26 protein-coding genes and 1 other RNA gene are annotated in these 24,950 nt (G+C 51.6%); 16 read left to right on the top strand and 11 right to left on the bottom strand.

The window, feature by feature from the left end; all coding sequences use genetic code 11:
* Positions 1-31: 31 nt before the first annotated feature.
* The 4 genes from M891_RS0110105 to M891_RS0110090 form a co-directional block, all read right to left on the bottom strand.
* Entirely contained in the window at positions 32-1,405 is a 1,374-nt protein-coding gene (locus M891_RS0110105) for an MATE family efflux transporter (protein ID WP_028538741.1), read from the bottom strand.
* 98 nt (positions 1,406-1,503) lie between these two features.
* Complete coding sequence (locus M891_RS0110100) at positions 1,504-2,697, bottom strand: putative glycoside hydrolase (RefSeq protein WP_028538740.1); 1,194 nt, start codon at positions 2,695-2,697, stop codon at positions 1,504-1,506.
* Positions 2,698-2,880: 183 nt separating this feature from the next.
* Positions 2,881-3,081, bottom strand: coding sequence for a hypothetical protein (locus M891_RS0110095; RefSeq protein WP_176222413.1), 201 nt, complete (start codon positions 3,079-3,081; stop codon positions 2,881-2,883).
* Between the two features lie 171 nt (positions 3,082-3,252).
* Positions 3,253-4,080: a YitT family protein gene (locus M891_RS0110090; RefSeq protein ID WP_028538738.1), complete on the bottom strand. Its 828-nt coding sequence runs from the start codon at positions 4,078-4,080 to the stop codon at positions 3,253-3,255.
* 288 nt (positions 4,081-4,368) lie between these two features.
* On the opposite strand from M891_RS0110090, the gene M891_RS0110085 reads away from it, so the two are divergent.
* Positions 4,369-5,925 (top strand): DEAD/DEAH box helicase, encoded by a 1,557-nt coding sequence (locus M891_RS0110085; RefSeq protein ID WP_016312743.1) that lies wholly within the window; start codon positions 4,369-4,371, stop codon positions 5,923-5,925.
* 76 nt (positions 5,926-6,001) lie between these two features.
* On the opposite strand, the gene M891_RS24935 is transcribed toward M891_RS0110085, so the two are convergent.
* A complete protein-coding gene (locus M891_RS24935) occupies positions 6,002-6,103 on the bottom strand; it encodes a hypothetical protein (protein WP_016312742.1) in 102 nt (33 codons plus the stop codon).
* A 187-nt stretch (positions 6,104-6,290) separates the two neighbouring features.
* Here M891_RS24935 and M891_RS0110075 point away from each other — a divergent pair, with 187 nt between their 5' ends.
* From M891_RS0110075 to M891_RS0110070, 3 genes are all read left to right on the top strand, one after another.
* The gene (locus tag M891_RS0110075) at positions 6,291-7,091 is read left to right on the top strand and encodes a YesL family protein (protein ID WP_016312741.1); all 801 of its coding nucleotides are present in this window, start codon (positions 6,291-6,293) and stop codon (positions 7,089-7,091) included.
* 74 nt (positions 7,092-7,165) lie between these two features.
* Positions 7,166-7,355, top strand: a non-coding RNA gene (gene ssrS / locus M891_RS24930) — 6S RNA.
* 180 nt (positions 7,356-7,535) lie between these two features.
* Positions 7,536-7,934 carry a DUF1499 domain-containing protein gene (locus tag M891_RS0110070; protein WP_016312740.1) on the top strand — a complete coding sequence of 133 codons (399 nt, stop codon included), beginning with the start codon at positions 7,536-7,538 and terminating at the stop codon, positions 7,932-7,934.
* A 78-nt stretch (positions 7,935-8,012) separates the two neighbouring features.
* On the opposite strand, the gene tpx is transcribed toward M891_RS0110070, so the two are convergent.
* A complete protein-coding gene (gene tpx / locus M891_RS0110065; RefSeq protein ID WP_028538737.1) occupies positions 8,013-8,534 on the bottom strand; it encodes a thiol peroxidase in 522 nt (173 codons plus the stop codon).
* Positions 8,535-8,641: 107 nt separating this feature from the next.
* Here tpx and M891_RS0110060 point away from each other — a divergent pair, with 107 nt between their 5' ends.
* Entirely contained in the window at positions 8,642-9,256 is a 615-nt protein-coding gene (locus tag M891_RS0110060; protein ID WP_028538736.1) for a rhomboid family intramembrane serine protease, read from the top strand.
* A 96-nt stretch (positions 9,257-9,352) separates the two neighbouring features.
* Complete coding sequence (locus tag M891_RS0110055; protein WP_016312737.1) at positions 9,353-10,270, top strand: LysR family transcriptional regulator; 918 nt, start codon at positions 9,353-9,355, stop codon at positions 10,268-10,270.
* Between the two features lie 108 nt (positions 10,271-10,378).
* On the opposite strand, the gene M891_RS0110050 is transcribed toward M891_RS0110055, so the two are convergent.
* Together M891_RS0110050 and M891_RS0110045 are read right to left on the bottom strand one after the other, a co-directional pair.
* Positions 10,379-11,059 (bottom strand): zinc metallopeptidase, encoded by a 681-nt coding sequence (locus M891_RS0110050; protein ID WP_016312736.1) that lies wholly within the window; start codon positions 11,057-11,059, stop codon positions 10,379-10,381.
* Between the two features lie 62 nt (positions 11,060-11,121).
* Positions 11,122-11,547: a MerR family transcriptional regulator gene (locus tag M891_RS0110045; RefSeq protein WP_174844472.1), complete on the bottom strand. Its 426-nt coding sequence runs from the start codon at positions 11,545-11,547 to the stop codon at positions 11,122-11,124.
* A 290-nt stretch (positions 11,548-11,837) separates the two neighbouring features.
* On the opposite strand from M891_RS0110045, the gene M891_RS0110040 reads away from it, so the two are divergent.
* Genes M891_RS0110040 through M891_RS0110030 form a run of 3 tightly spaced genes read left to right on the top strand, consistent with a single transcriptional unit; the run spans position 11,838 to position 15,118 of the window.
* Positions 11,838-13,238: an ammonium transporter gene (locus M891_RS0110040; protein WP_028538734.1), complete on the top strand. Its 1,401-nt coding sequence runs from the start codon at positions 11,838-11,840 to the stop codon at positions 13,236-13,238.
* Positions 13,239-13,292: 54 nt separating this feature from the next.
* Positions 13,293-14,384 (top strand): DUF294 nucleotidyltransferase-like domain-containing protein, encoded by a 1,092-nt coding sequence (locus M891_RS0110035; protein ID WP_051416904.1) that lies wholly within the window; start codon positions 13,293-13,295, stop codon positions 14,382-14,384.
* Positions 14,381-15,118, top strand: a complete 738-nt coding sequence (locus M891_RS0110030; RefSeq protein WP_028538732.1) for an exonuclease domain-containing protein — start codon at positions 14,381-14,383, stop codon at positions 15,116-15,118. Before M891_RS0110035 ends, M891_RS0110030 begins: the two co-directional genes overlap by 4 nt.
* A 12-nt stretch (positions 15,119-15,130) precedes the next feature.
* Here the strand turns inward: M891_RS0110030 and M891_RS24630 are convergent, their stop codons facing one another.
* Entirely contained in the window at positions 15,131-15,586 is a 456-nt protein-coding gene (locus M891_RS24630) for a M67 family metallopeptidase (protein ID WP_051416903.1), read from the bottom strand.
* Between the two features lie 137 nt (positions 15,587-15,723).
* On the opposite strand from M891_RS24630, the gene M891_RS0110020 reads away from it, so the two are divergent.
* A complete protein-coding gene (locus M891_RS0110020; protein ID WP_028538731.1) occupies positions 15,724-16,302 on the top strand; it encodes a TlpA family protein disulfide reductase in 579 nt (192 codons plus the stop codon).
* Positions 16,303-16,367: 65 nt separating this feature from the next.
* Here the strand turns inward: M891_RS0110020 and cimA are convergent, their stop codons facing one another.
* A complete protein-coding gene (gene cimA / locus M891_RS0110015) occupies positions 16,368-17,987 on the bottom strand; it encodes a citramalate synthase (RefSeq protein WP_009222800.1) in 1,620 nt (539 codons plus the stop codon).
* A gap of 217 nt (positions 17,988-18,204) precedes the next feature.
* Here cimA and M891_RS0110010 point away from each other — a divergent pair, with 217 nt between their 5' ends.
* The 3 genes from M891_RS0110010 (at position 18,205) to M891_RS0110000 (ending at position 21,808) form a co-directional block, all read left to right on the top strand.
* Positions 18,205-19,509, top strand: a complete 1,305-nt coding sequence (locus tag M891_RS0110010) for a DNA polymerase IV (protein WP_016312729.1) — start codon at positions 18,205-18,207, stop codon at positions 19,507-19,509.
* A 131-nt stretch (positions 19,510-19,640) separates the two neighbouring features.
* On the top strand, positions 19,641-19,883 hold the full coding sequence (locus M891_RS0110005) for a ferredoxin (RefSeq protein ID WP_009222802.1): 243 nt from the start codon (positions 19,641-19,643) through the stop codon (positions 19,881-19,883).
* 458 nt (positions 19,884-20,341) lie between these two features.
* Positions 20,342-21,808: a L,D-transpeptidase gene (locus M891_RS0110000; protein WP_028538730.1), complete on the top strand. Its 1,467-nt coding sequence runs from the start codon at positions 20,342-20,344 to the stop codon at positions 21,806-21,808.
* 1 nt (position 21,809) lies between these two features.
* On the opposite strand, the gene M891_RS26010 is transcribed toward M891_RS0110000, so the two are convergent.
* On the bottom strand, positions 21,810-21,941 hold the full coding sequence (locus M891_RS26010; RefSeq protein ID WP_016312727.1) for a hypothetical protein: 132 nt from the start codon (positions 21,939-21,941) through the stop codon (positions 21,810-21,812).
* A 200-nt stretch (positions 21,942-22,141) separates the two neighbouring features.
* Between M891_RS26010 and M891_RS0109990 the strand changes: the two genes are divergently transcribed.
* Genes M891_RS0109990 through M891_RS0109980 form a run of 3 tightly spaced genes read left to right on the top strand, consistent with a single transcriptional unit; the run spans position 22,142 to position 24,584 of the window.
* Complete coding sequence (locus M891_RS0109990) at positions 22,142-23,236, top strand: quinone-dependent dihydroorotate dehydrogenase (protein ID WP_016312726.1); 1,095 nt, start codon at positions 22,142-22,144, stop codon at positions 23,234-23,236.
* A 51-nt stretch (positions 23,237-23,287) separates the two neighbouring features.
* A complete protein-coding gene (locus tag M891_RS0109985) occupies positions 23,288-24,103 on the top strand; it encodes a GTP pyrophosphokinase (RefSeq protein ID WP_009222805.1) in 816 nt (271 codons plus the stop codon).
* On the top strand, positions 24,093-24,584 hold the full coding sequence (locus M891_RS0109980) for a DUF309 domain-containing protein (protein ID WP_028538729.1): 492 nt from the start codon (positions 24,093-24,095) through the stop codon (positions 24,582-24,584). Before M891_RS0109985 ends, M891_RS0109980 begins: the two co-directional genes overlap by 11 nt.
* The last annotated feature ends 366 nt before the right edge of the window (positions 24,585-24,950 follow it).

Genomic DNA, 24,950 nt, shown 5'->3' with positions numbered 1-24,950 from the left:
CCCGTGACCGAAGGAAGGTCACGGGCTTCTCTTATGGCGATTCCGCCGGATGAATCAGGCGGCTGGCTATACGGCGTTGGATCATGATTAGGCGATATAGCAGCAAGACAGCGGCCACAGCCAGCCCGGTAATGAGGCCAATCCAGTATCCGTAAGGGCCTTGCGACGTGTAGTTGGCCAGGAAGTATCCCAGTGGCAGGCCGATGATCCAGTAGGCAAGCAACGAGATCCAGAAGCCGGGACTGACGTCCTTATACCCGCGCAGCACGCCTTGGGTGGGCGTCGCAATGGCATCGGACATCTGGAAGAAGATCGCGTATACCAGGAAGTGCTTGATTAGCGATACAACTTCGGGTTCGCTGGAGTAGAGCTGGGCGACACCTGTACGGAACAGCATCAGCAGGACAGCGGTGGCCAATGCCATAGCGGCAGCGGTGCCGATACCAAGCGCCGCGTATTGCCGGGCGTCCTTGAGCCGGGCAGCACCGGTCTCGAAGCCGACGAGGATCGTCAGCGCCAGACAGATGCTGAGCGGGATCATGTACAACGTTGAGGCGAAGTTGTTCGCCGCTTGGTGAGCCGCGATCGTGACGGTATCGAACCGGCTCATCAGCAGCGTCACCGCGGCAAAGACCGCCGTCTCGAAAAAGATCGCGAAGCCGATCGGGACGCCGATTCGCATCAGCTCCCACCATTTGGTCAGCGATACGCGATGCAGCTTGCCGAACACGCCGTACGCCGCGAACGGTTCCTTCCGATGCACGATCCACAAGGCAATCAGGAAAATGCACCAATACGTAAAAGCCGTAGCGATTCCGGAGCCGATGCCGCCAAGACGGGGGAAGCCGCCGCGGCCAAAAATCAGCAGGTATCCGGCGCCTACGTTTAACGGAAGCGAGATCAGCGTAATCATCATCGATATGCGCGTTTGCCCGAGCGCATCGATAAACGAACGCAGCACGATATAACCAAACAATGGAACGATTCCTGTGGAAATCGCCACGAGAAAATAGAAAGCCACATGGTGAACCTTGGGCTCGAGGCCCATCGAATTCAGCACAGGGGAGACCGACAGTGCACCGGCCAGCAGGACAACCAGGCTCACGGCTACCGATAACCAGATTGCCTGAATAACATGATAGCCTACTTTATTCTTCTCTCCGGCCCCTACGAGCTGAGACACGATGGGCGTGATGCCCATCAGGATCCCGCTGAGACCGGTTTGCACCGGAATCCAAAGGCTTGATCCGATCGCTGTTCCCGCCAGGTCTGCCGGACTTGCATGGCCGGACATCATCGTATCGAAGAAGGTCATTAACGACATCGTGACCTGGGTGATCAGAATCGGAACTAAAATGCGTAAAAATTGAGCATATTTCTGCTTCAGGGTATACGTTTGTTTCATAAAACCACTTAACTCCGATCATAGTAGTTACTTGAGTACAAGCCCAACCAAACCCGAACCCGGGCAACAGGCCCGGGTTCGACGGCGGTGCAGCTTTATTATTCATAATCGACGCCGGAAGTATAACGGTTGGAGGCGTTCCAGAGCAGGAACTCATCCACCTTCATTTCCTTTAGCGCCCGAATTTGTTCTTCCACTTCATGCTTGCCGTATTTGATATAATGACCGCTTCCCAGCCAGCTGGCCGTAAAGTCTTGAATCCACGGACGAATGATCGGCTGCTTCTCGCCAAGTTCCGCGAGCTTGGTCTGAGTATCCTGCACCGCACCCTTAATGGTCTGGTAAGGAGCTTTGTCAGGGTCTTTGGCATTAAACCATCCGGTTGTATAATGGCTTGGATAAATCATCGGAGAAATGACGTCCACGTTGTCGGAGATCTTCACAAAATCCTGGCCGATGCCTTCGGCCGCAGGCACAGATGCGGCGTACCCGAAAATATCAACGGACACCCGAACCCCCAACGGTTCCAGCTGCTCCTTGGCGTATTTAACGAATGAGGAGACGGCATCAACGCGGCTCATCTCATTTTTGGTATAGATTAGACTGTCTGCTCGCTTCTCGAAGCCTTCCGGGAAACGCACGTAGTCGAATTGAATTTCCTTAAAGCCTAATTTTGCTGCTTCCTTCGCAATCTCAATATTATAATCCCAGACCTCTTTGTTATAAGGATTTACGAAGCTGTCGCCCTTGCCGTTGCTCCATACCGATCCGTCCTTATGGCGGAAGGAAAGCTCCGGATGCTTCTTGGCTAAAATCGTATCCTTAAACACGACGATCCGGGCGATTGGATAAATATCATGCTTCTGCAAACGGGCCATTAACGCATCGATGTCGCGGATGAACGGCTGCGGTTTCCCCCATTTGATGAGATCGGAATTATCCGTCTTGTATGTGATATACCCTAAATCGTCCTTAATGTCGATGACCATCGCATTCAGCTCGGTCTGATCGACGAGATCAACAAGCTGATCCATGCGGGATCCCCCGGCACTGTAAGCTGTAACGTAAATCCCCTTCACTTTCGGAGCATCTACCTGCGGGTCTACCTTCAAATCCGATGGTTTGATAGGATTGTCCAGGCGACCTTCTGCTAGATTAACCTTAAAAGTGTGCGCGACCGATGTCCACATCGTGTTCGCCTGCACGGCTTCGTTCCCCGCAGCCTGCTCTTGAGGCGCTGCTCCGCTGCCTGTTCCCAAGGCCAGAAGTAGTAATGTCCAGATGATGTTCACATGATATCTCTCCCTTGTATGCACTCGCTGTTAATTATATCGGAAGAGGGGCCCCTAGAGGGAACAGGAATGTCATAATTGGTAAAAAGTTTCAGAGTTTCATAGACGAGAAGAGCGCAAAAAGTCGTTTCCCCTGCATAAGCAGAAGAAACGACCTCATCCTGCATGGAAGCGTTACATATTTTAATGAAGCAACGCCGGGTTTTGATGTTCGCAGATGCTGAATTGAATAATCTCCAGTGCATCCTGCGGTTCCAAGATGGTTAAGCCATCTCGGAGGAGAATCGTAGAGTTCAGTTCCTTTTGATTCAGAAAAGGCAGCATATCCGGAAACCACTTCTTTACGATTTGTTCCAGTCTTACCGTTTCCATTTCCACACCCATCACCCTTTCCTTTCAGAATCATTCGCCGCGGAATCAATCCTAAATCGGAAAAGCAAAAAGCCTGTGAAATACGGGGTAAAGCTGAACCCTTTAAAATTGTGAAGGAACCGCTGTGATTATTATAACAAAGAAGCAGCCGTTTGAAAACGGCCGCTTCTTTCAAGAAAACGCTTAACGACGCCGAAACGCGCCCATCACCCCAACCGTTTCCACGATATTCACGAAAGCGGTGGGATCGGTTTGCTTGATGATTTCCCGCAGTTCAGCCAGTTCATAGCGGGTCGTGACGGTCATCAGCATATCTTTTTCTTTGTGGGAAAAAGCGCCCTGAGTTTTCATCAACGTAACCCCGCGCGGCAGTGTCAGCAGTCGTTCCAGCAATGCTTCCGTTTTGTCAGTGATAATAAACAACGTGACTTTGATATGACTGATATGAATCAGGTCAACGACTTTGCCGGTAATATAGATCGAGACCATGGATGCCAGAGCAAGATCCCAGTTGCCTTCGAGATACCCCATCGCAAGGATGACGATGCCGTTTAGTCCGACGATCACATTGCCGACGGGGAAATCGCGGAAGCGGGTCACGATCGAACCTACGATATCGAAGCCGCCAGACGAGCCGCCGACGCGGAACGAGATCCCGCAACCGATGCCGACGAGCACACCGCCGAAGACTGCAGAGAGCAGGGTATCCGATGACAGCAGCTTGTCCGGTGTCGGAATCAAGGTAATGAACCAGGTTGTAGCGGCAACCGACAGGATGCTCAGTCCGATAAATCGTTTCCCCAGCAGAAACAACCCGGCGATCAGGAGCGGTACGTTATAAGCCAGATACATCGTGCTAATATCGAGGGGAGTGAAGTAGGCGGTCAGCATCGCTAGCCCAGACACGCCGCCGCTAAGCAAATGAAGGGGCACGAGGAACAGGTTAAAACCCGCAGCGATCAAAGCCGCCCCGAGTACAATAACAGTCGCATTTCTAATTTCTTTAAACACTATCGTTCACCTCACGAAAATAAAGGAAGTATCCCAACCTGCTTGCTGGTATTCCATTTATGTTTTGTGCTATAATGTTTGAGATATTCTTGAGTAGGTACTCTTTTCCATTTTTCAAGCTAGTACCAAGCTAGTTCTATGTAAAATTTACAGGCGGATTGGACAGCCTATAAACGTTTGAAGGTCCCCCAAGGTCAGGTTTTGAGCGTGGGCAAAGCAGGACTAAACGCTACTTAAGAATACCGTTAAGCTGGTGGAATGTCCACTATATAGAAGGAGTATGATACATTGAACACATTCGCAGATTTCGGCCTAGAGCCTAAAGTATTGCAAGCTATTACGGAACTTGGATTTGAAGAAGCAACCCCGATCCAGGCAAAATCGATCCCGATCGCATTGACCGGTCGTGATTTGATCGGACAAGCACAGACGGGGACAGGGAAAACCGCGGCTTTCGGTCTGCCGCTCATCAACAAGATTCCGAAGGAAGAAGACCGTATTGTTGCGCTGGTTATGACCCCAACTCGGGAGCTGGCCATTCAGGTCGCTGAAGAAATCGGCAAGCTGTCCCGCTTTAAAGGCACCCGCTCTCTTCCCATCTACGGCGGACAAGACATCGTACGCCAAATTCGCGCATTAAAGAAGAAGCCCCAAATTATTATCGGTACGCCGGGCCGTTTGCTTGACCACATTAACCGGAAAACGATCAAACTTGACGATGTTAAAACCGTCGTTCTGGACGAAGCCGACGAAATGCTCGACATGGGCTTTATGGACGATATTCAATCGATCCTGAAGCTGGTTCCAGAAGATCGCCAAACGATGCTATTCTCCGCAACCATGCCGGCAAATATCCAGAAGCTGGCTCAGCAGTTCCTGAAAGATCCGGAGCATGTGTCCGTTATTCCGAAACAGGTCAGCGCGCCGCTCATCGATCAAGCCTACATTGAGGTGCATGAACGTCAGAAATTCGATGCTTTGACCCGGTTGCTGGACATGGAGTCGCCGGAGCTGGCGATCGTATTCGGTCGGACGAAGCGCCGCGTGGATGAATTGTCCGAAGCGCTGCAGAAGCAAGGCTATTCCGCCGACGGCCTTCACGGGGACCTGTCGCAGAATCAACGTGACAACGTCATGCGTAAATTCCGTGATGGCAGCATCGACGTTCTCGTGGCAACTGACGTGGCAGCCCGCGGTTTGGACGTTTCCGGGGTAACCCATGTCGTGAACTTTGACCTGCCGCAGGATCCGGAAAGTTACGTTCACCGGATCGGCCGTACCGGCCGCGCCGGGAAAGAAGGGGTCGCATGGTCCTTCGTGACGCCGCGCGAAATGGATCACCTTCGCTTTATCGAACGGATTACCCGTCATAAAATTGCTCGTAAGCCGCTGCCAAGTATTGCTGAAGCGATCGAAGGCAAGCAACGGATTATTGCAGAACGCTTGATCGAGCTCGTGGAGAACGGTGAACTGAACGAGAACAAGGGCATCGCAATCCAGCTCCTGGAGCAATACGATTCGGTGAACCTGTTGGCGGCTGCGTTTAAGCTGATTACGGGCGACAAGAACGAAAAAGTCAACATCGAGCTGACACCAGAAGAACCGATCCGTGTGAAACGCCGCAATCCGGACATTCGTTCCAGCGGGCGCAAACCATCGGGTTATGGCAATCGCGGCGGCGGATACCGTCGTGATTCGCAAGGCGGCCGCGGAGGTTACGGCAAAGGCGGATATAACCGCGACGGCCGTGACTATCGTTCCTCTGATCGCAAGCCGCGGACTGGTTCGAGCGCCGGGGACCGCAGACCTTCGAAATACGATGGTAACTCCTCGTTCGATAATTAATCGAACGAGAAGCTTATCCCATATCTTAAAATGAAAGAAGACGGAGGATTCTCCGTCTTCTTTGTGTTTGTGTTCATTACAGGAAGATCGTGCGGCTCACGATTACGAGCAGAATGAACAGAACCAGAATCGTACCCGTGGAAGTCCAGAATCCACCGCCATATCCTACACCGGACATGTGATAACCTCCTTTGAAGATGTTGATGGTTTGAAGTTACGGTATATACTATGGCACAGCGGCCCGATGAGATTAGACACTTACCCAAAGCCGCACAAATTAGGCGCTGGAACGAGCTGGACGAATCATGTATAGTTAATATAGGCAGAGCGATTCCACTATACAAAGCTTGAGAGGGGAACTTTACTTGGAATACAAAGGTTTGATGGGCGGATTTTATAAAATTACCGAATGGATTATGCGCATTGCCGGCAGTAACCTGCTATGGCTGCTGTGCTCCTCGCCGTTTATGATCGTGCTTGCTATGAAGCTGCTCTTGTTACTGCAATCACCGACGCCTCAGCCGGAGACACTCACGATTTGGATCATGGGTGTTTTGGCACCGTTTACACTGTTTCCAGCAACGGCCGCTTTATTTTCCGTGACCCGGAAATGGGTGATGGGGGAAAGTGACTTGAGTATCATCAAAGTCTACTTCAAAGGGTACAAAGAAAATTACAAGCAAAGCATGATCGGCGGTATTTTCTATACGATCCTGTTCGCGATTATGTATGTGGACTATGAAGTGTACATGAATCAGATGAACAACCTGCAGATGATCGGCATGGTGATGCTGTTCTTCCTGTTGATCTTATCTCTATCGTTGTTTAACTTCTTCTCGCTGGTGGCCCACTACCATCTGGGTGCACTTCAGTTGATCAAGAATGCGATCCTGTTTACGATTCTTCGGCCGTTCCGGACCCTGTCTACCCTGATCTGCGCGGGTGTGCTCGGGTTTCTGACTTTGCGCTTCGGCTGGTTGATCTTCTTCGGGTTCGGCAGCTTAACTGCCTTCGTGGCGTTCTATAACTTCTACATCGCTTATAACAAGATCCAGGAAAAGGTAGAACGGATGCGCCAAAACGAAAATGCCTCCAGCAGCACCCAGCAAGACGATGAGGACTTGGGACTTGAACTTCCGTCGAGTGACGAAAAAGAGAAGGATTGAAAAATGTCAGAAATTGCCATCCCCATCCTTGTCAGATGAGTTTACATTTGCTTAACGAAGCCGTATAATAGGTTTACGTCCTGCGATGTGCGTTTCGATTTCCGTTATTTTGAACCAATGACAGTTATCTCGGGAGACCTACATTGCGCCGCCGCTGAAAGGCCCTATCCATCGGATGAGGGGACTTCATAAGCGTCGTTGCGGTCACCCACCTGCGGGTGCAGGTTCGAGATAATGTAATCGGACGGCATAGGCGGGTCTATTAATGAAGCATGAGAATGGTACCTTGTACTCTTTTTGCTAATGAAAGGGGACAAGGTGCTTTTTTGTTTGTGCCAAAATGTTCAACCTCGCTTTTGTTTGTCTGCCAAGAATGTTAAACTAGAGATTAAGAAAACGCATACCCAAGTTACATAGGGCAGGATCGTGAAGGAGGAAGAACAGTTGTCATTTAAACGTACGTTAATCGGCATTTTCCGCAGCCAAGAAGGAACCAGCGACCGTGCGAAGATGCCCGAACTCAAAACGAGATATTATCAATTATCCAAAGAGAAATGTTGGGAGGAAGTTTCCTCAACGTTAAAGAAAATTCCGGGCTATAAAGTACTGCATGAAGTGCCGTCCGTAGGCGAGATCACGTTGGAGAAACGGACCAGCCTAGGTCGTGTCATGGACATTACTGTATCGATCGTGGGCACCGGGCCGGTACGGAGCGCGATTGATATTTATTCGGCGACACGTGGATCGATGGGGGACCTCGGCGCAAATTACCGGAACATCCTTCAACTTTTCTCTGTGCTGGATAAGAAGCTGGCGGCTTATAAAGTATCTTCGAACCAGTAAACCCGTATGGTTACGACAAAAAAGCGAGCAGGGAGATGCCTCTCCTACTCGCTTTTCGTTTGTACCGAAGTCCTCGGCTTAAGAAAGCAGCGCTTTTACGGCAGCTACCGGTTTTTCGTAATCCGGATGCTCGGTCATTTCCTTCAAATATTCGACGTATTGGATCTTATTGTCTTTATCAACGACAAACACGGCACGCATGTCGAGCGCGAACTCTTTGATCAGTACGCCGTAGGCTTTGCCAAAGGAGTTGTCTTTATAATCCGAGAGCGTGATGACGCGGTCCACGCCAGCAGCGCCGCACCAGCGAGCTTGGGCAAAAGGCAGGTCTGCGCTGACCGTCAGCACAACGACGTCATCGCCAAGATCGGAAGCTTCTTGGTTAAACCGACGGGTTTGCGCGTCGCAAACGCCGGTATCCAGTGAAGGAACTACGCTGATCAGTTTGATTTTGCCGGCGAAGTCCTGAAGTGTAGCTTCTTCCAGCAGGTTTTTATTTAAGCGGAAATCTGGAGCTGTATCGCCAACTTTCAGTTCCGGGCCGATCAGTGTGATCGGATTGCCTTTAAATGTAGCTACATTTGCGCGTTCTTGGGCCATGTTTATTTCCTCCTAGACAGATGGATTTATTCAATCAAATTTAATTATAATCGTTTTGAAAAGAAAATGTCCAACATTAGGAAAACAACGGTAAGGAGGCGGTCCGTTTGATTTTCATACGATACGAGAACTGGCGAAGCTACCTGCGATATTATCCCGTCACCTGTCTGCTTCTGGCAGCTAACATCGTCATGTTTATCATCCTTGCGCTGAATGGGGGATCGACGAACCGGATTACCCTGCTCAGATTCGGGGCGATGAGTGATATCGAGCCTTTCGCCGGGGAAAGCTGGCGGTTGTTTACGGCGATGTTTCTGCATAACGGGTTTGATCATCTGTTTTCGAACTCGTTTGCGATTCTGGTATTTGCGCCGCCGCTGGAGCGACTGCTGGGCTGGTGGCGATATGCTTTGGTCTATTTGGGCAGCGGACTGGTCGGCAACTTGATCAGCATGGGGGTGTATCAGTTTAGCTCGGTGCCTCATATCTCAGTTGGGGCCTCAGGCGCTGTCTATGGCGTGTATGGCGCATTTCTCTACATTGCCTTGCTGCAGCGTCACCTGATGGATGAAAGCTCGCGAAAAACGCTGTACAGCCTTCTCATTATTGGGGTGATCTATTCACTATTAGTTCCCAAGATTAACCTAGCCGCTCATGTTGGCGGGTTGGTTGGCGGCTTTTTGATCTATGGACTTCTTGTCCGTTTGTTAAAACGGCGTTGAACCAATGGATTGTAAATGGTACATTAAATTTAGAGTATTATGTCATCAGAAGATGTTCGATGTTCGTAGCACATGCGAAATGGAGCGATCAGATTCGTGGAATTGAGACAACTGCAGTATTTTGTAAAAGTGGCGAGGAAAGAGCACGTGACTCAGGCTGCCGAGGAACTGCACGTCGCCCAATCGGCGGTAAGCCGGCAAATTCACCAGCTCGAGCAGGAGCTTGGCGTTAATTTGTTTATGCAGAAGGGCAGGAATCTCCACCTTACCGCTGTGGGCCAGCTATTCTGCAGCCGGGTGGAGATGATTCTGAAGGATCTCGACCGGGCCGTGAGCGAGGTGCACGAATTTCTCGATCCGGAGCAAGGGGAAATTCGCTTAGGCTTCCCTAATAGCCTAGGTATTCATATGATTCCTAGTGTAGTGGCAGAATTCCGCAAGCTGTATCCCAATGTGAAGTTTCGGTTCAGGCAAGGCACTTATCCTACATTAATTCGGGATGTAGTTTCGGGAGAAGTGGATTTAGCTTTTATTTCTCCGTTTCCGGAAAATCATGATCAAGTCACCGGTAACGTGGTATTAACCGAGGATTTGGTAGCCATCCTTCCGCCGGGGCATCCTCTGGCTGGGGAGCAGAGCATCAAGCTCAGCCAGCTGAAAGACGAGAAGTTCATTTTGTTCAGCAAAGGATATTCCTTGCGGCCAATCGTTTGGCATGCCTGCCTGGAGGCTGGGTTTACGCCGAAAATCGCCTTCGAAGGTGAAGAGACCGATACGATCCGCGGGTTGGTTGCCGCTGGGATGGGCGTCAGTCTGCTGCCGGAAATGGCGCTGTTTCAGAGCTTTACGCTTCAGCCGATCCGTGTGCGGATCTCTGAACCGAAGGTGACTCGCACCATCGGGCTGATCCATCGGGTCGACGAGAAGCTGCCGCTGGTAGCCCAATCGTTCCGAATGTTCCTGCTGGAATACTTTGGACTTCAGGTGGATACGCCGCCAAACCAACAGAAGTAATGGAATCATCAAGAAGAACCTATTTACGAGGTAGGAACGAAAAAAGGCTGCACGATCTCGAGCCGATTGGGCTCGGTACCGTGCAGCCTCTTTTTTTGAGATTACAGGTTATTCGCGGTTGCTTGTAAAAATCAGAATGTAGCGAAGCAACTCCAGAATGGAAATCAACGCGGCAGCTACATAAGTTAATGCTGCAGCATTTAATACTTTGCCAACACCGCGTGCTTCATTCGGCGAAATGAAGCCTTGTTGAAGCATGACTTTGCGGGCCCGATTGCTGGCGTTGAACTCCACCGGCAGCGTCACGATCTGGAACAATACGGCCGCGGAGAAGAAAATAATCCCCAGACCAATCAGGTTCAGTGCGCCGAACAGGAAGCCGGCGAGAAGCAAGAAAGGAGCAACCCCCGAGGCGAAGTTCACCACCGGGAACATCCGGTGACGCAGCACCAACATCGGGTACTTCTGCTTGTGCTGAATTGCGTGTCCGACCTCGTGGCAGGCAACGGCTACCGCAGAGATGGAGCTCTCATAATACACCGGCTCCGACAAGCGGACAACGCGGTGAATCGGGTCGTAATGGTCTGTCAGCGCGCCGCGCACCGGTTCGATAGGGACATCATAAAGCCCGTTCGCATCCAACATCCGTCTTGCGGCATCATGACCGGTTAAGCCATAAAGGTTCTGGACCTTTGCCCATTTGTTAAAAGTGCCTTTCACCCGAAACTGCGCCCACAAGGACAACCCAAATGCGAGCAGAATGGGAATCAGCATCACGTCTGAATACATGAATCATTCCTCCATATGATTTAGTTATCAAAGAAGCAATTGAGGCTGTTCAGGAGTAAGGGTTAGGAAAAGGGTCCGTGATTCAGCAGAAGCCGAATCGCTTCCATGCAGGCCAAGCTTTGCGGAAGCAAATTGGCGAAAGCGCGTTTGGCCTGGTTCGGCTGTAAGCTGGAAATGAGCGGCTCCAGCTCTTTGACCTCGCGTTCTAGCTGCTGCATATGGAGCTCCAGCGAGCTTAGTTTCTCCGTCACTTGTTCTTCCGGAGAAACCCGGTGCCACTGGTCCAGCTTCTCGCGGATCTCTTCCAACGTATATTTCTCCTGTTTCAATTGATTAATACGTTCCAGCCTGGTCAAGGTTTCACTACTGTATAAACGATAATTTGTCTGGGTTCGCTTCTCCGGGGAGATCAGCCCGAGCTTCGTATAATAATCGATTGTACGCTCGCTGACATCAGCTGCCTTCGCTAACTCTCCGATCCGGTACAGTTTCTTTACTCCAATGTCATCACTCTCCCGACAATTCCAAAGGATAGCATTCTATATTTATTCTATTTATCCCCATAATACTTAACAACAAGCATACAGTCAAACGTCATACTTTATTTTTGTCAGTAACTATAAGGTGTGTTATTATAATACCTTACATACAATGTAATAATACATGCAATTTGGCGATTTTTTTTGAAAAAAGTATTGTCATCCCTGAATCTTTCTCTTATAATCACATTAACAATTCATTTTGTGTTAGGAAACTTAACATTGGGGGAGTGTTCAAAATGAAGAAGAAGTGGCTTTACGGGGTACTCATTTTTCTTGCATCGTTTGCGTTTCCGGTCTCGGCGTTCGCAGCGGAGGGAGAGGTTACCGCTCCGGTTCTGGAGCTGGGCCTGAACTCGCTTTTCGTATTCGTCGCAGCCATGCTCGTATTCTTCATGCAAGCAGGCTTTGCTCTTCTTGAAGCGGGTACAGTTCGGATGAAGAACGCCGGACACGTTGCAGGTAAAACCGTCCTCACCTTGGGGATTGCTATTCTTGCTTGGTGGCTGATTGGTTTTGGCTTCGCTTTTGGCGACGGCAACAGCTTCCTAGGTACAACCGGGTTCTTTTTTGGAGGAGAAGGGGATATCGGTTCGTTCAGCGTATTTGCTGAAATTGGCGTACCATTAAATCTGATGTTCCTGTTCCAAATGGCGTTTGCAGCAGTATCGCTGGCGATCGCCTGCGGCGGGATGGCAGAACGTGCGAAACTCAGTGTCTACATTATCTTCGGAACAATCTTTATCGTATTGATTTATCCAATTGTCGCTCACTGGGTATGGGGCGGCGGCTGGCTTGGTAACTTGGGAATGCAAGACTACGCTGGTTCGACGGTAGTTCACTTAACGGGTGCTACAGCGGCGCTTGCAGCAACGATTCTGCTGAAACCGCGTCTTGGTAAATACAATAAAGACGGTAAACCGAACAACATTCCAGGTCATAACCAAGTGTTGACGGTACTCGGCGTTATCATTCTGTGGATTGGCTGGTTTGGTTTCAACCCAGGTAGTGCATTAACTCCTTTGGGTGATGGATTCTTCGGTTATGTGTTGATGACAACGAACCTGGCTGCTGCAGCTGGTGCAGTTGCTGCATTGCTGATCTCCTGGGCAGTTCTGGGCAAGTCGGATATTCCAAGCATGCTGAACGGCGTGCTGGCGGCTCTCGTAGCGATTACTGGTTCTTGTGCTTTCGTTGATGCTTGGGCTTCCGTTATCATCGGTGCGGTTGCTGGGATCTTGACCTTCTTTACCGCTAGATGGTTTGAACGTGCTGGTGTGGATGATCCGATTTATGCCTTCTCCGTACACGGGATCGCCGGGGTATGGGGTGCGGTTTCCACCGGTCTCTTCGCAACGCCGGAGCTGGCTGAAACTACAGGTGTAGGTAAAGCAGGCTTGTTCTACGGCGGCGGTTTTGGGCAATTAGGGGTTCAAGTGTTGGGTGTCATCGGGACTTTCGCTTTCGTACTGGTGCTGTCGTTCCTGGTTCTCGGAATTATGAAATGGACGATGGGGCTTCGCGTTACAGAAGAAGAAGAAACGATGGGTCTGGATATCAGCGAACATGGTACTTATGGGTATCCGGAGCAAATGAGCTTACTGAACAAAACAACTTCGTCTGGTATTCCTGCGGAATAATTGAAGACAGAGATCCTGGCGTGAGGCGTCCGGAAGAGAAAGGAAGTTGGGCTTATGAGTCATGAGACGGCCATGAACAACGCAAATTTAGACGCGATTCGGTCCGCCGCAACTCCCGGTTCGCTAAGAGCGGCCAGAATCGATGAGCAGAATCGCTTGTACAGCAAACTGACAACGATGCCGATTCAGGATTGGAACCGTGAAGTCTCGGACCTGCATGATGCCGTCATGACCCAAGCTTGCCGATGCTGTGAAGAAGAAATGATCCAGGAGGGCTTCGGCCCTCCTCCTTCGCATTATGCCTTTATTGCGTTTGGAAGCGCCGGTCGGGCGGAACCCACGTTATGGAGCGACCAGGATAACGGTTTGATTTACGGGGATGGTGATGCGGATCAGCTGGAAGTCTACTTTGAGCGCTTTGGTGAGAAGCTGTCAGAGATTCTCGAGCAGGTTGGTTATCCCCCATGTCCGGGCAAGGTGATGGTGTCCAATCCGTTATGGCGGGGCAACCTTGACGCGTGGGAGAAACAACTGCTGGAATGGCGAGATATTTTGGCTTGGGAACAGGTTCGTTACTTGATGATTGCCGCCGATTTGCGCCATATCTGCGGGGATGCGAAGCTAACCGATGGCTTGCGCAAGACGATGAAGCGGATTATGGAGGCGGATCAAGGCGGTGAACGCGATGTGGTGACGGCCATTTTGCGGAATACTGTCCGTCACAAAGCGGCACTAAATGTGTTGGGGCAAGTGATCACAGAGCAAAGCGGTGAACATGCCGGGGAATTTGACGTGAAATACGGGCTGTACATCCCGATCGTGAACGCCGTACGTTACTTGGCTTTGCAATACGGGATCGAAGCCTCGAACACTTGGGAACGGATTGCTCAACTCCTTCAGCTTGAGGCTGTTCCGACACGGTGGCTGGAGTCGTGCAGCCGCGCGTTTAACACGGCGGTGAAGCTAAGATCGCTTGTATCACCGGTCATCGAAGACGGCTTGCTCACGGGTTCTCATTACCTGCCCCAAGAAATGCTAAAACAGAAAGAGCTCCGGCGCGAGCTGCGGGAATCGCTCAGTACGGTCAAGGTCATGTACCGCACACTCCAAAGGCAGCACCGGTATGCGGAAAGGAAATGGTTATGAAAGAACCGATGAAGGGAAATGGTGGTTTTTGGGATGCTTTTAAGGGCGGCGGAGTGTCGCCAAGGATCGCCTCGATGCTTGGTGCCCCCAGCGCACAGCAAATCGCTTTCGTTCGTTCATTAACCAAAGGACAGCGCCGTCCGGAGACGCTTCACGTTCCGCTGGCTGAATTGAAAACGGCCGTCTTCGATTTGGAGACTACGGGATTTCATTACCATTATGGTGATGAAATCTTGTCCTTTGGAGCCATAAAAGTGGAGGGGGAGCGAATCACCGATGAGGTGTATTACTCGCTGGCCAAACCGGCTTGCCAAATTCCTGAGCGAATCATTGAACTAACTGGAATTACGCCGGAGATGGCTCAGTCAGCTCCATCCTTGCTGGAGGCGTTGCGCGAATTTATGGCATTCGTGGATGACCGGGTGTTGGTTGCCCACGGCAGTGCCCATGACAAAGCTTTTTTGGATGTGGCGTTATGGAAGACCACCAAAGCTCATCTCGGGCATCGGGTGCTGGACACGATGATGATCGCCCGGAAGCTGGAACCGGACCGGCGTATCTCTGGCAGCCTGGACGAATGGCTGGCCGTGTACGAGATTCCAGTAACGAAGCGACACCACGCATTGGAAGACTCCAAGATGACAGCTCAGCTGTGGACCGCGTTAATCCAACGGTTGAAAGAACAAAACGTGATTACTTTGGGAGATCTGTACACCTTCTTAAGCCGAACGTAAGCCTTTGCTGTCCTAGTTTTCACGTAACTTGATGGGCAGCAGACGATAACCTCCTGAATAAGCACTTATCCCATACGCGTGTAGTATGAAGCCGTCCGGTTCGCCGGGCGGCTTATCGTTTGATGGATTCATCCGACCACCAATTAGGTACAATTGAAGGCGATCGGCAAAATTCGGAAGCTGACGTAAATCCTCTGACGATGGCTGCGGCGGTGAAGTGGGGTGGGTGTGGTAGACGCCAATCAATCGCGGATCAAAGCAACTGCGAACCCAGATGGCGGGGTCGAGTTCAAAAGCGTGCAACGGAATCTGCGAATGGTTCGCCACAGGAAGATAACGTTCAATGGTGCCGATGCGGCCGTCCAGCGATCCAAACAGCAGCCCGCAGGCTTCCTCCGGGTAACGATCTTGCCCATCCTGCAGCATTTCGTCACGAATATGCGGCGGCAATATCCAGGATTGATTCATTTTGCATGCTCCCGTCGTGATAGGTTAGAGTTCACCTTTTTCTCGATCCATTGTAACAAATCGTTAAAAAAGGGTACAATAATTACGGTAAACATAAGCTTCAAAACCAGATGAGGTCATAAAAGGACGGGCAAAAGATGAAACGGAATCGATGGATACTTGCCGGGTTGCTAGTGTTGCTGGTTATCGCTCTGCTGGACCGTGGGGGACAGGAGGGCTGGTTTGGCAGCTTCCTCAGCGGCTCTAAGGGAGACAATAACGAACCTTCGCTTGGCGCCATGGCAGCCGAAGGGGCTCCGAAGCCAGGAACGACTGCGCCAACGTTCGAGTTAACCGGTTTGGATGGCAAGACGTATGAGGTTGGGGGCAAGCGGGATAAAGTGCTGCTTCTGAACTTCTGGGCGTCCTGGTGCGATCCGTGTAAAGAGGAAGCGCCTGAGCTGAAGGCGTTATCTGAGAAATACAAGGATTCACTGGACATCTATGCCGTGAACGTTACATTATACGATAACCTGGATGAGGCCAAGGCCTTCGTCAAAAAATATGGCTACACCTTCCCGGTTCTCTTGGATGAAAAAGAGGAGCTTTACCGGAAGTATAATGGTATTGCCTTTCCGACCAACGTGCTGATTGACGAACAAGGTGTGATTCGAGACGTCATCGTCGGAGTCATTTCGCCGGAAGAGTTAGAAGCCAAGATCAAAAGCTTGATATAGCACAGAAAAAAGCCCGAATCACCGTGAGTAACGGAGATTTGGGCTTTTCGCATAAGAGATGGCGTTTAATGGTTGACGAGTCCCCATCCGGCGGAAGGAATCTCTTCGTAGTCCTCCCGTTTCGTCTGTCCCAGCAGCGCGTAACGGATGGAGTCCACTAGCGCTTCCCAGCTCGCTTCGATGACGTTGCTGGACACGCCAACGGTATTCCAGGAATTGTGATAATCCTGGGATTCGATCAATACACGTACCTTCGATGCGGTAGCATCTTTGTCATCGAGGACGCGCACCTTGTAGTCCGACAAATGCATATCCTTCAAGCCTGGGTAATAGGTAATCAAGGCTTTGCGAAGCGCATTGTCGAGGGCGTTAACCGGACCGTTGCCTTCGGCCGCGGTGTAGACGCTGACTCCGTCAATCTTCAGCTTGACGAAGGCTTCAGAAACAACTGGACGGTCAGCGGTCTTCTCAACGAGCATCTTAAACGATTCGAAGACGAACAGTTCCTTCATATCGCCATTCGCCTGACGCAACAGCAATTCAAGCGAGGCGTCAGCGCCTTCGAATTGATACCCTTGATGCTCCAGTTCTTTAATCTTGGCGATAACTTGTTTGGTGTTCTCGTTCTCCGGATTGAACTCGATTCCCATCTCCTGCGCTTTGGACAGGATGTTGCTTTGTCCGGCCAATTCGGAGACGAGCACGCGCTGACGGTTACCGACCAGTTCGGGAGCGATGTGTTCATACGTCCGTGAATCGCGAAGGATGGCCGAGACGTGAATGCCTCCTTTATGGGCGAACGCGGCGTTCCCGACATACGGCTGGTTGACCGGCATATGCACGTTGGCGATCTCACTGATGTAACGGGCGGTATTGGTCAGTTGCTTTAACCGGTCAGGTTCAAGCACTTCGTAGCCGAGCTTTAGTTGCAGATTTGGAATAATCGAGCAGAGGTTGGCATTCCCGCAGCGCTCCCCGTATCCATTCATCGTCCCTTGGATTTGGCTTACGCCGGCACGGACGGCACTAAGCGAGTTGGCGACGGCCAGCTCACAGTCGTTGTGGGTATGGATGCCCAGCTTCGAGCCGGGAATGACTTGGCACAATGCGCTGACGATATCATACACCTCGTGCGGCATCGTTCCGCCGTTTGTGTCACACATGACCAGCCAGTCTGCGCCAGCCTCTTCCGCTTTGCGTAAGACAGAGAGGGCGTATTCCGGATTGTTCTTATACCCGTCAAAAAAATGTTCCGCGTCAAAAATGACCTCGAGCCCTTGCCGCTTCAGATAAGCGATCGAATCGAAGATCATGGCGAGGTTTTCCTCTAACGTCGTTTGCAGCGCGGTATGCACATGGAAATCCCACGATTTTCCAACCAGCGTCGCAGCTGGAACACCGGCTTCGATCATCCGATTAAGGTTAGCATCATGTTCGGCTAGGCTGTCTTTTCGGCGTGTACTGCCAAAAGCGGTAATCTTGGCTTGCAGCTTCAGCTCCTTAACCCGCTTAAAAAATTCGATGTCCTTCCCGTTACTGCCCGGAATTCCACCTTCAATATAATGGACCCCAAGGTAATCCAGCTTTTTGGCGATCTTCAGCTTATCGTCCGCCGACAGGCTGATGCCCTCGCCTTGGGTACCGTCTCGCAAGGTTGTGTCGAAGATGGATATTGGCTTTGACATGATCGAAGTATCCCCCTTTAGCAATGGATGAGGGTGGTTAGCTCTCCCCGAATGTTTAGTTTTTAATTAATAATTATAACATCAACATGTTAAATGTAACATGCTTTTTTGAGAGAACAGAAAGTATAAACTTCTTGCCCCTTAGCGATATTGACCGACTTTCCGGGGACAGGTATGCTGAACTTAGGAGTAACGTATGATAAACGAGGGGTAGGAAATGAGAGATACCGCTGATTTTTACCCGGCGCGGGGTAGGGTCATTTTACATGTCGATATGAACGCTTTTTACTGCTCGGTTCATGAGGCGGAGGAGCCGGACAAATATCGAAACCGACCTACCGCGGTAGCGGGGAGCGTGGAGCTGCGCAAAGGAGTAATCGTCACCTGCTCGTATACCGCGCGTAGAATGGGAGTGTCGACCGGAATGACCGTGAGCCAAGGGTTGAAGAAATGTCCCGAGCTAATCGTCATCCAGCCGGATTTCCATCTATACCGCAAATATTCCCGGGCGTTTATGGACATTGCGTACGAATACACGCCGCTCCTTCAAGCGGTTTCCATCGATGAATGTTATCTCGATATTACCGGCTCCAAACAATTTGGGACCCCGCTTGAAATTGCCAATCAAATCCAACAGCGGATCCGTGAAGAACTAGGCCTTCCCTGTTCGATTGGGATTGCGCCGAACAAGCTGCTAGCCAAGATGGCCTCAGATATGAAAAAACCTAACGGCATCACCGTGCTGCGCATCCGGGACGTGCCGAAGCTGCTGTGGGACAAACCGTGCAGCGACTTGTTTGGCATCGGCCGGAAGACGGCCGAGAAGCTGAAGTCGATGCGAATCTATACGATCGGGCAGTTGGCGGCTGCCGACGAACGCAAGCTGATCGAGCGGTTTGGGGTGGCCGGTGCTTGGATGAAGCAGGCGGCGAACGGCAGGGACGATTCGCCGGTGAGCGATGAGCGCGAGCGGAATAAATCAATTGGCCATACGACCACCCTTCCGCGGGATATCAGCCGGATGGAGGACGTGCAACGCGTGCTGTTGAACATCGCCGATCAAGTTGCGCGTCGGCTGCGGCGGCAAAATCTGATGGCCCAGACGATCCAGATTACGATCCGCACCCCGGACATGAAGACGATCACCCGCTCGCAAAGTTTGGATACCGTCACCGAACAAGCGGAAGTGATTTACCGGGAAGCCTGTGAGTTGTACCGCCGCCATTGGAGCGAAGATAAGCCGGTTCGACTCCTAGGAATCACTTTGCAAAATTTGGTTCCCAGGGAGGAATCGGCGTTGCAACTGGATCTGTTTGATTATGAGCGGCAGCCCAAAAAAGAGTCATTAACGCGAACAATGGACATGCTAAGAGATAAGTTCGGAGAAGATGCTGTGCTGACGGCAGGAATGTTGACCGATGATCCCTCGGCATTAATTCGCAATCATCGCATTCGCGGAACTTCGTTGCAAACTGACTTCCTTCGCCAGAACCGGGACGAAGAGGACGACCCTGCTCGTTGAAGGAATTATCACCTATCGGGATTGGAATAATACGGAAAATGAATTGAAATTGTAAACTATTTATATTATATTGATCATGGTGTTATAAAAAGCACCGGACTCGTACCGTTTATTCAGGAGGCAGATAAGAGATGGCGAAATATACTTGGGTTGAGAAGGACACATGTATCGCTTGCGGCGCTTGCGGCGCAACAGCACCGGATATCTACGATTATGACGATGAGGGTTTGGCCGAAGTAATTTACGGCAATGACGGCAACCGCGGGATCACGGAGATTCCGGAAGATCTGTACGACGATCTCCAAGACGCTTGCGACGGCTGCCCAACGGATTCCATCAAAGTTGCAGATGAGCCATTTAATAAAGAAGGCTAAGCCTTTGGAATAACTGCTCAAAGAACGCTCTGCGCCGATTTTGGCGAGGGCGTTCTTTTTTTACGGCGGCCAGGGTGGGATCAGGCGATTTTCTATCAATCTCGGCCCCTTTTTGCAGGAATATCCCGCTCGGTCAGGTAGTTATGTTTAGTGCTTTTGCAGGATTATCCCGTTCGCTCAGGTCTTCGTCCTCCTTCCTATGAGCTATCCCATTGGATCAGAATGAATAGGAATTTGCCTTCCAACAGAATGGGTTCTGAATGAAAGGGATAATCATGCAAAAGAGCTGTCCAGCCAGTGACAGGAGTCCGGGAGCTTTTTGATCATGAGGCCTGCTTTGCTGGGTACATAGTCGCGAAATTTTGAGATTGGTGAAAAACTGGATAAGAAACGGTGTTGTTTTTGCCGATATAAGGAATGAAAGGGATTTCTCAACGACTCTCTAATTGGAGGAACTGATGGGGAACTCGGCTTACCTTAAAAAATATGTGGAAAACCACCCACATAATAAAATGGCTTGGTATCTGCTAGGCAAAGAATATGAAGCAAGCGGGCAAGCGGGGAAAGCCCGCTACTGCTATATTCAGGCGGGCAACGTGTACGAGGCGTTTGAATCAAGCAAAATTCCGCTGCCTGAGGAAGTGCTGGCCGGTTATAAAGAAGGGCTGTTGCAGGAGTCGCATCGCAAGGAAAAACGAAGCCGCTTCCTGCGCAAGCTCAGTCTTGCGCTGCTTCTTGCGCTGCTGATGTGGATTCCCTCGGCGGCTCACGCGCCGGGGGATCGACAGGCGGCGGTGCCCGTGCACGCCGTCGATGCAGGTGCGGGTGACGATGCCGACCACGAGGAGGCATCGGAGGAACCGCTGAAGCCCGCCGGGGATGAGGCGGGCGGAGGCGCGCCTGCGGGAACGCCGGCTTTCGCGGAGCCGGCGTTCACCGCCATCGGCTTCGCCGGCGACCCTGCCGGGACGCAGGCGGCAGCCGTAAGCGGTTTGCTCGCGCTGCAGCGGCAAACCGCAACCCCTCTGCTCCATGCCGCAGCGCTGGGCATGGAGCAGGCCGGCGACTGGCTGGTCTGGTCGGACGACCTGCCAGTCGTGTATGGCTTGGAGCAGAGTCCGGCCGAGGGGCGGACGGCGCTCCAAGCCTATGATGCGCGCGCGTGCGAATGCGCGCCGCCGGATTCAGCCGCGCTGCAACAGCGCGCGCGGCAGTGGATCCCGCAGCAGGAATCGCTGGGCGTGCTTGCCTCGGCGATGATCCACTACAAGCAGGCGAACGGGGCATGGCCTGCGAGCCTGCAAGAGCTGGCGGGGCCGTATCCTGACAACTGGATTGCCGGAACCGATTCGACGATGGAGCAGGCGTTTCAGCCGTTGCTTGTACAGTTAAAACGCAAAGGCGTTGACGGCGCAACCGGAAATGCGGATGCGCCAGAAGTGCTCGCGAAGGGGATGGCACCGGGGCAGCAGCCTTTTTTTGCCGAACCTTATGAAATGATCGTCGATACGGACACGCACACTTTGGCAGTGGTCAGCGGGAACGTTTTGATTCGAAGTTATCCCGTTGGATTGGGCGGCTCGCAGACACCAGAGGGTACGTTTGTTATTTCTGAAAAAGTGATCAACCCGAACGGGAAGGATAACGGCGAATTTGGCAGCCGCGGCATGCAGCTATCCGATACGAACTATGCGATTCACGGAACAAATGAGCCGGATAGTATTGGAAAGGATGAGTCGTTAGGTTGCGTCCGGATGGGGAAGAAGGATGTGGAGGAGCTGTTTGATTTGGTTCCGAAGGGAACGAAGGTGAGGATTGGGAAGGGGATTTTGCCGAAGCTGAAGAACGTCCCGGCGGAGCGTTTCGCCCTGGGCGATAGACAGGATCAGACTAATCCCCACCGCACTTACCATTGGCTGAACTAGCTTAGGTTACAATTAAAAGGACGGTAGTCACGATGACCAGCGCGGCAACGATGGATATGGACCAGATGAGCGCTTTCTTGTTGACTTCGTCCTTTTTCTTCTGGAGTGTAGGCGGCATGCGCTTGGCAGACATGATCATTTCCCCTCTCTAACCTAGTTTTAAGCGATATTAGAGGTGCTTTCCCCCTTATTGTAATGGCTTTCACGGCAAAATTCCATCACCTTGTTGTTTCTTTCACGTGGCATATAGGTTAAACTTTTCTTTTCCAGCGGAAACAGCTAAACTGATATTAGCAAAAATGCAAAGCGTAAGATCGGAGTGAACTGTACAACGTGTTGTATCGCACATTGGGAAAACCGGTATTTTTTCGGATGGATCCGGAGAATGCCCATCATCTCGTTATCAACGGATTACATACTGCTGCTGCCGTTCCTGGAATGCTGCCGCTCTTGCGCGGAATGTACGGCGTGCCGGAAGCTCCGGAGCTCGCGACGGACTTATTTGGAATTCATTTTCCTTCCCCGGTGGGGTTAGCTGCCGGTCTTGATAAAAATGCCGACGCGGTGCCTGGTTTCTCCGCCATCGGATTCGGATTTATGGAAGTAGGTACGGTCACGCCGCTGGGACAGCCCGGCAATGATCGTCCAAGGTTGTTTCGCTTGCCTTCGGACGAAGCGTTGATTAACCGGATGGGCTTTAATAATCGCGGAACGGAGGCGATGGCACAGCGTCTAAAGGCGCTGAAGCACCGCCCGATTCCGATTGCCGTCAACATTGGCAAAAATAAAATCACACCCAACGAAGAAGCCTATCGGGATTACGAGAAATGTATTTCGGATTTATACGAATACGCCGATTTCTTCGTTGTGAACATCAGTTCACCAAATACGCCGGACTTACGTAAATTGCAGCATGGCAATGAGTTAGCTTCGCTGCTGACTGCAGTAACGGATCGGATGACGGCCGAAGCGAAGCGGCATGGCAAATCCAAAGCAGTGCTGGTTAAAATCGCGCCGGATGTAAGCTTTGATGAGCTGGAATATATGGTCGACACCATTCGCAATAGCGGCGTTTCCGGCATAATCGCCACCAATACGACGTTGTCGCGGGACGGCCTCACGCACCAGAACGCTCGGGAAACTGGAGGCTTAAGCGGAAAACCGCTGAACGCGCGATCCACAGAGATCATCTCGCGCGTGTATCGGCAAACGGAAGGCCGATTGCCGATTATCGGATCGGGTGGGATTTTCACAGCGGAAGATGCCTATGCCAAAATCCGGGCTGGCGCCAGCTTAGTCGAAATCTACACTGCGTTGATCTACGAAGGCCCGGAAATCAACCGCAAACTGCATCGCGGCTTGCGGGAGTTGCTGCGCCGGGACGGCTATCGCCATATCTCCGAGGCGGTTGGGGCGGATCTCCGATAAGCTAAGCCGGCATCGATTCAAGCCGGGGGACAGAAGACAGGAGGCATAAGGATGGACAGTAGAGATTGGGGAACATTTTTGCTTCCATATGAACAAGCGGTAGAAGAACTGAAGGTTAAATTCAAGACGATGCGCGCCGAGCTGAAGAAACGCGAAGAGTATGCGCCGATCGAATTCGTAACCGGACGGGTTAAGAAAATCTCCAGCATTTTGGACAAGGCGAAGCGGTTAAATGTGTCCATGGACAATCTGGAGACCGGAATCGAGGATATCGCGGGCATTCGCATTATGTGTCAGTTCGTTGAGGATATCCGCCGGGTGGCGGAATATATTCGTATGCGTAAGGACCTGAAGGTTCTTTACGAAAAGGACTACATTACAAACTACAAGGAAAGCGGCTATCGCAGCTTCCATATGATCGTGGAATATCCGGTGCAAACCGCGCTGGGTCAAAAGCAAGTGCTGGCCGAAATTCAGATTCGTACGCTGGCGATGAATTTTTGGGCGACGATTGAGCATTCTTTGAACTACAAATATCGGGAAAGTCTGCCTGAAGAAATGCGGGGCCGGCTCAAAAAGGCTGCCGAAGCTGCATTCGTACTGGATAATGAAATGTCGAGCATTCGCCAGGAAATTTTGCAGGCGCAGAAGAGCTTTGAGGACGATTCTAACGTGGTTTCCTCCGTGCTTGCGTCGATTCATCAGCTTTATTTTTACCATCTGGTCAAAGAAGCCATCGAAAGCCAGGATCGGTTTAACCGGTTGTGGGAAGCGAAGGATTTTGATGGGCTGAAGCAGCTGCAGGTCGAACTAAAGGATCTGATCAAGCTGCACAAAAAAGTGGAGGAGCCCGGGGATGAGTTATGAGCCGCTGTTTGTGGCGTATCTCGTATATTTCAACCGTGACCGCGATTACTTCGAGTGCCATGAGGTGCTCGAGGAATTGTGGCTAGAGCAAGGGCATGATCCGCTGTATAAGGGACTTCTGCAGGTCGCTGTCGGATTGTTCCACGCACGGCGCGGCAATTTGTCCGGCGGTCGGAAGATGCTGAAATCCGCTTTAGAGCGGATGGCCCCCTATCCGGAACACACGCTGGGCATCGACCTGGGGAAGCTGCGCCGGGACACGGAAGCGTACGTCCGGCAGCTGACGGAGGGGAGTGCCCAAGCTTTTACGTATTACGACCTCACGATCCAGGTGCTGGACCCGGAGTTGGTGCGCCTGGTGGCGGAGGCTTCTCATAACATCGCCCCGAACATTCCGCAGCGGCGCACGCCGCAGCGCGGGGAGAAGCATGCGGAGCGACAGCGGAAGCTGGAACAAAGGAGAGCGCGTGAACAAGGCTGAGAGCGGCCCGTCCCCCGGTGTTGGGGAGACGGGCGTTTTTACGGTATGGCGTGCCCAGCTAAGCACGCATCTTCTAGCCGGTGAAAGTCCGGTCGCGGGAAGGGCCAAGCCCCCGCGTAGCTAGGATACCTACGTATGGCGAAATCTGTACGTAGAAGCGTATCGACGAAAGTACCTGTCAGAGGCAGGGCGAGCAACATACCAGGCCGTAACATGAAAGTGAATCCTGCCGCGTCGTCAAAAAGGCCTCGCAAGAGGGAAAAGAGGAAGCCGAGTCCCGCGTACATGGACGAAGGCCATGGAAGCTGCCTAGAACTTGGAGCGGCAGTGAAGAATCCTCCGGCGTAGAGGGAACGGCATGGTATG

The organism is Paenibacillus sp. J14, assembly GCF_000518465.1.
GTDB classification, from domain to species: domain Bacteria; phylum Bacillota; class Bacilli; order Paenibacillales; family Paenibacillaceae; genus Fontibacillus; species Fontibacillus barengoltzii.
The sequence above is the reverse complement of the archived record's forward strand: the minus strand, read 5'-3'. Positions and strand labels throughout refer to the sequence as shown.

What these genes read in the sequence shown, in the direction of transcription:
- M891_RS0110095 (WP_176222413.1), bottom strand. Translation starts at nt 3,081, where the DNA reads ATGGGTGTGGAAATGGAAACGGTAAGACTGGAACAAATCGTAAAGAAG.
- M891_RS0110050 (WP_016312736.1), bottom strand. Translation starts at nt 11,059, where the DNA reads ATGTATTCAGACGTGATGCTGATTCCCATTCTGCTCGCATTTGGGTTG.
- M891_RS26010 (WP_016312727.1), bottom strand. Translation starts at nt 21,941, where the DNA reads ATGTCTGCCAAGCGCATGCCGCCTACACTCCAGAAGAAAAAGGACGAA.
- M891_RS24630 (WP_051416903.1), bottom strand. Translation starts at nt 15,586, where the DNA reads ATGAATCAATCCTGGATATTGCCGCCGCATATTCGTGACGAAATGCTG.
- M891_RS0110010 (WP_016312729.1), top strand. Translation starts at nt 18,205, where the DNA reads ATGAGAGATACCGCTGATTTTTACCCGGCGCGGGGTAGGGTCATTTTA.
- M891_RS0110020 (WP_028538731.1), top strand. Translation starts at nt 15,724, where the DNA reads ATGAAACGGAATCGATGGATACTTGCCGGGTTGCTAGTGTTGCTGGTT.
- M891_RS0110040 (WP_028538734.1), top strand. Translation starts at nt 11,838, where the DNA reads ATGAAGAAGAAGTGGCTTTACGGGGTACTCATTTTTCTTGCATCGTTT.
- M891_RS0110035 (WP_051416904.1), top strand. Translation starts at nt 13,293, where the DNA reads ATGAGTCATGAGACGGCCATGAACAACGCAAATTTAGACGCGATTCGG.
- M891_RS0110030 (WP_028538732.1), top strand. Translation starts at nt 14,381, where the DNA reads ATGAAAGAACCGATGAAGGGAAATGGTGGTTTTTGGGATGCTTTTAAG.
- cimA (WP_009222800.1), bottom strand. Translation starts at nt 17,987, where the DNA reads ATGTCAAAGCCAATATCCATCTTCGACACAACCTTGCGAGACGGTACC.
- M891_RS0110000 (WP_028538730.1), top strand. Translation starts at nt 20,342, where the DNA reads ATGGGGAACTCGGCTTACCTTAAAAAATATGTGGAAAACCACCCACAT.
- M891_RS24935 (WP_016312742.1), bottom strand. Translation starts at nt 6,103, where the DNA reads ATGTCCGGTGTAGGATATGGCGGTGGATTCTGGACTTCCACGGGTACG.
- M891_RS0110005 (WP_009222802.1), top strand. Translation starts at nt 19,641, where the DNA reads ATGGCGAAATATACTTGGGTTGAGAAGGACACATGTATCGCTTGCGGC.
- M891_RS0109980 (WP_028538729.1), top strand. Translation starts at nt 24,093, where the DNA reads ATGAGTTATGAGCCGCTGTTTGTGGCGTATCTCGTATATTTCAACCGT.
- M891_RS0109985 (WP_009222805.1), top strand. Translation starts at nt 23,288, where the DNA reads ATGGACAGTAGAGATTGGGGAACATTTTTGCTTCCATATGAACAAGCG.
- M891_RS0110105 (WP_028538741.1), bottom strand. Translation starts at nt 1,405, where the DNA reads ATGAAACAAACGTATACCCTGAAGCAGAAATATGCTCAATTTTTACGC.
- tpx (WP_028538737.1), bottom strand. Translation starts at nt 8,534, where the DNA reads ATGGCCCAAGAACGCGCAAATGTAGCTACATTTAAAGGCAATCCGATC.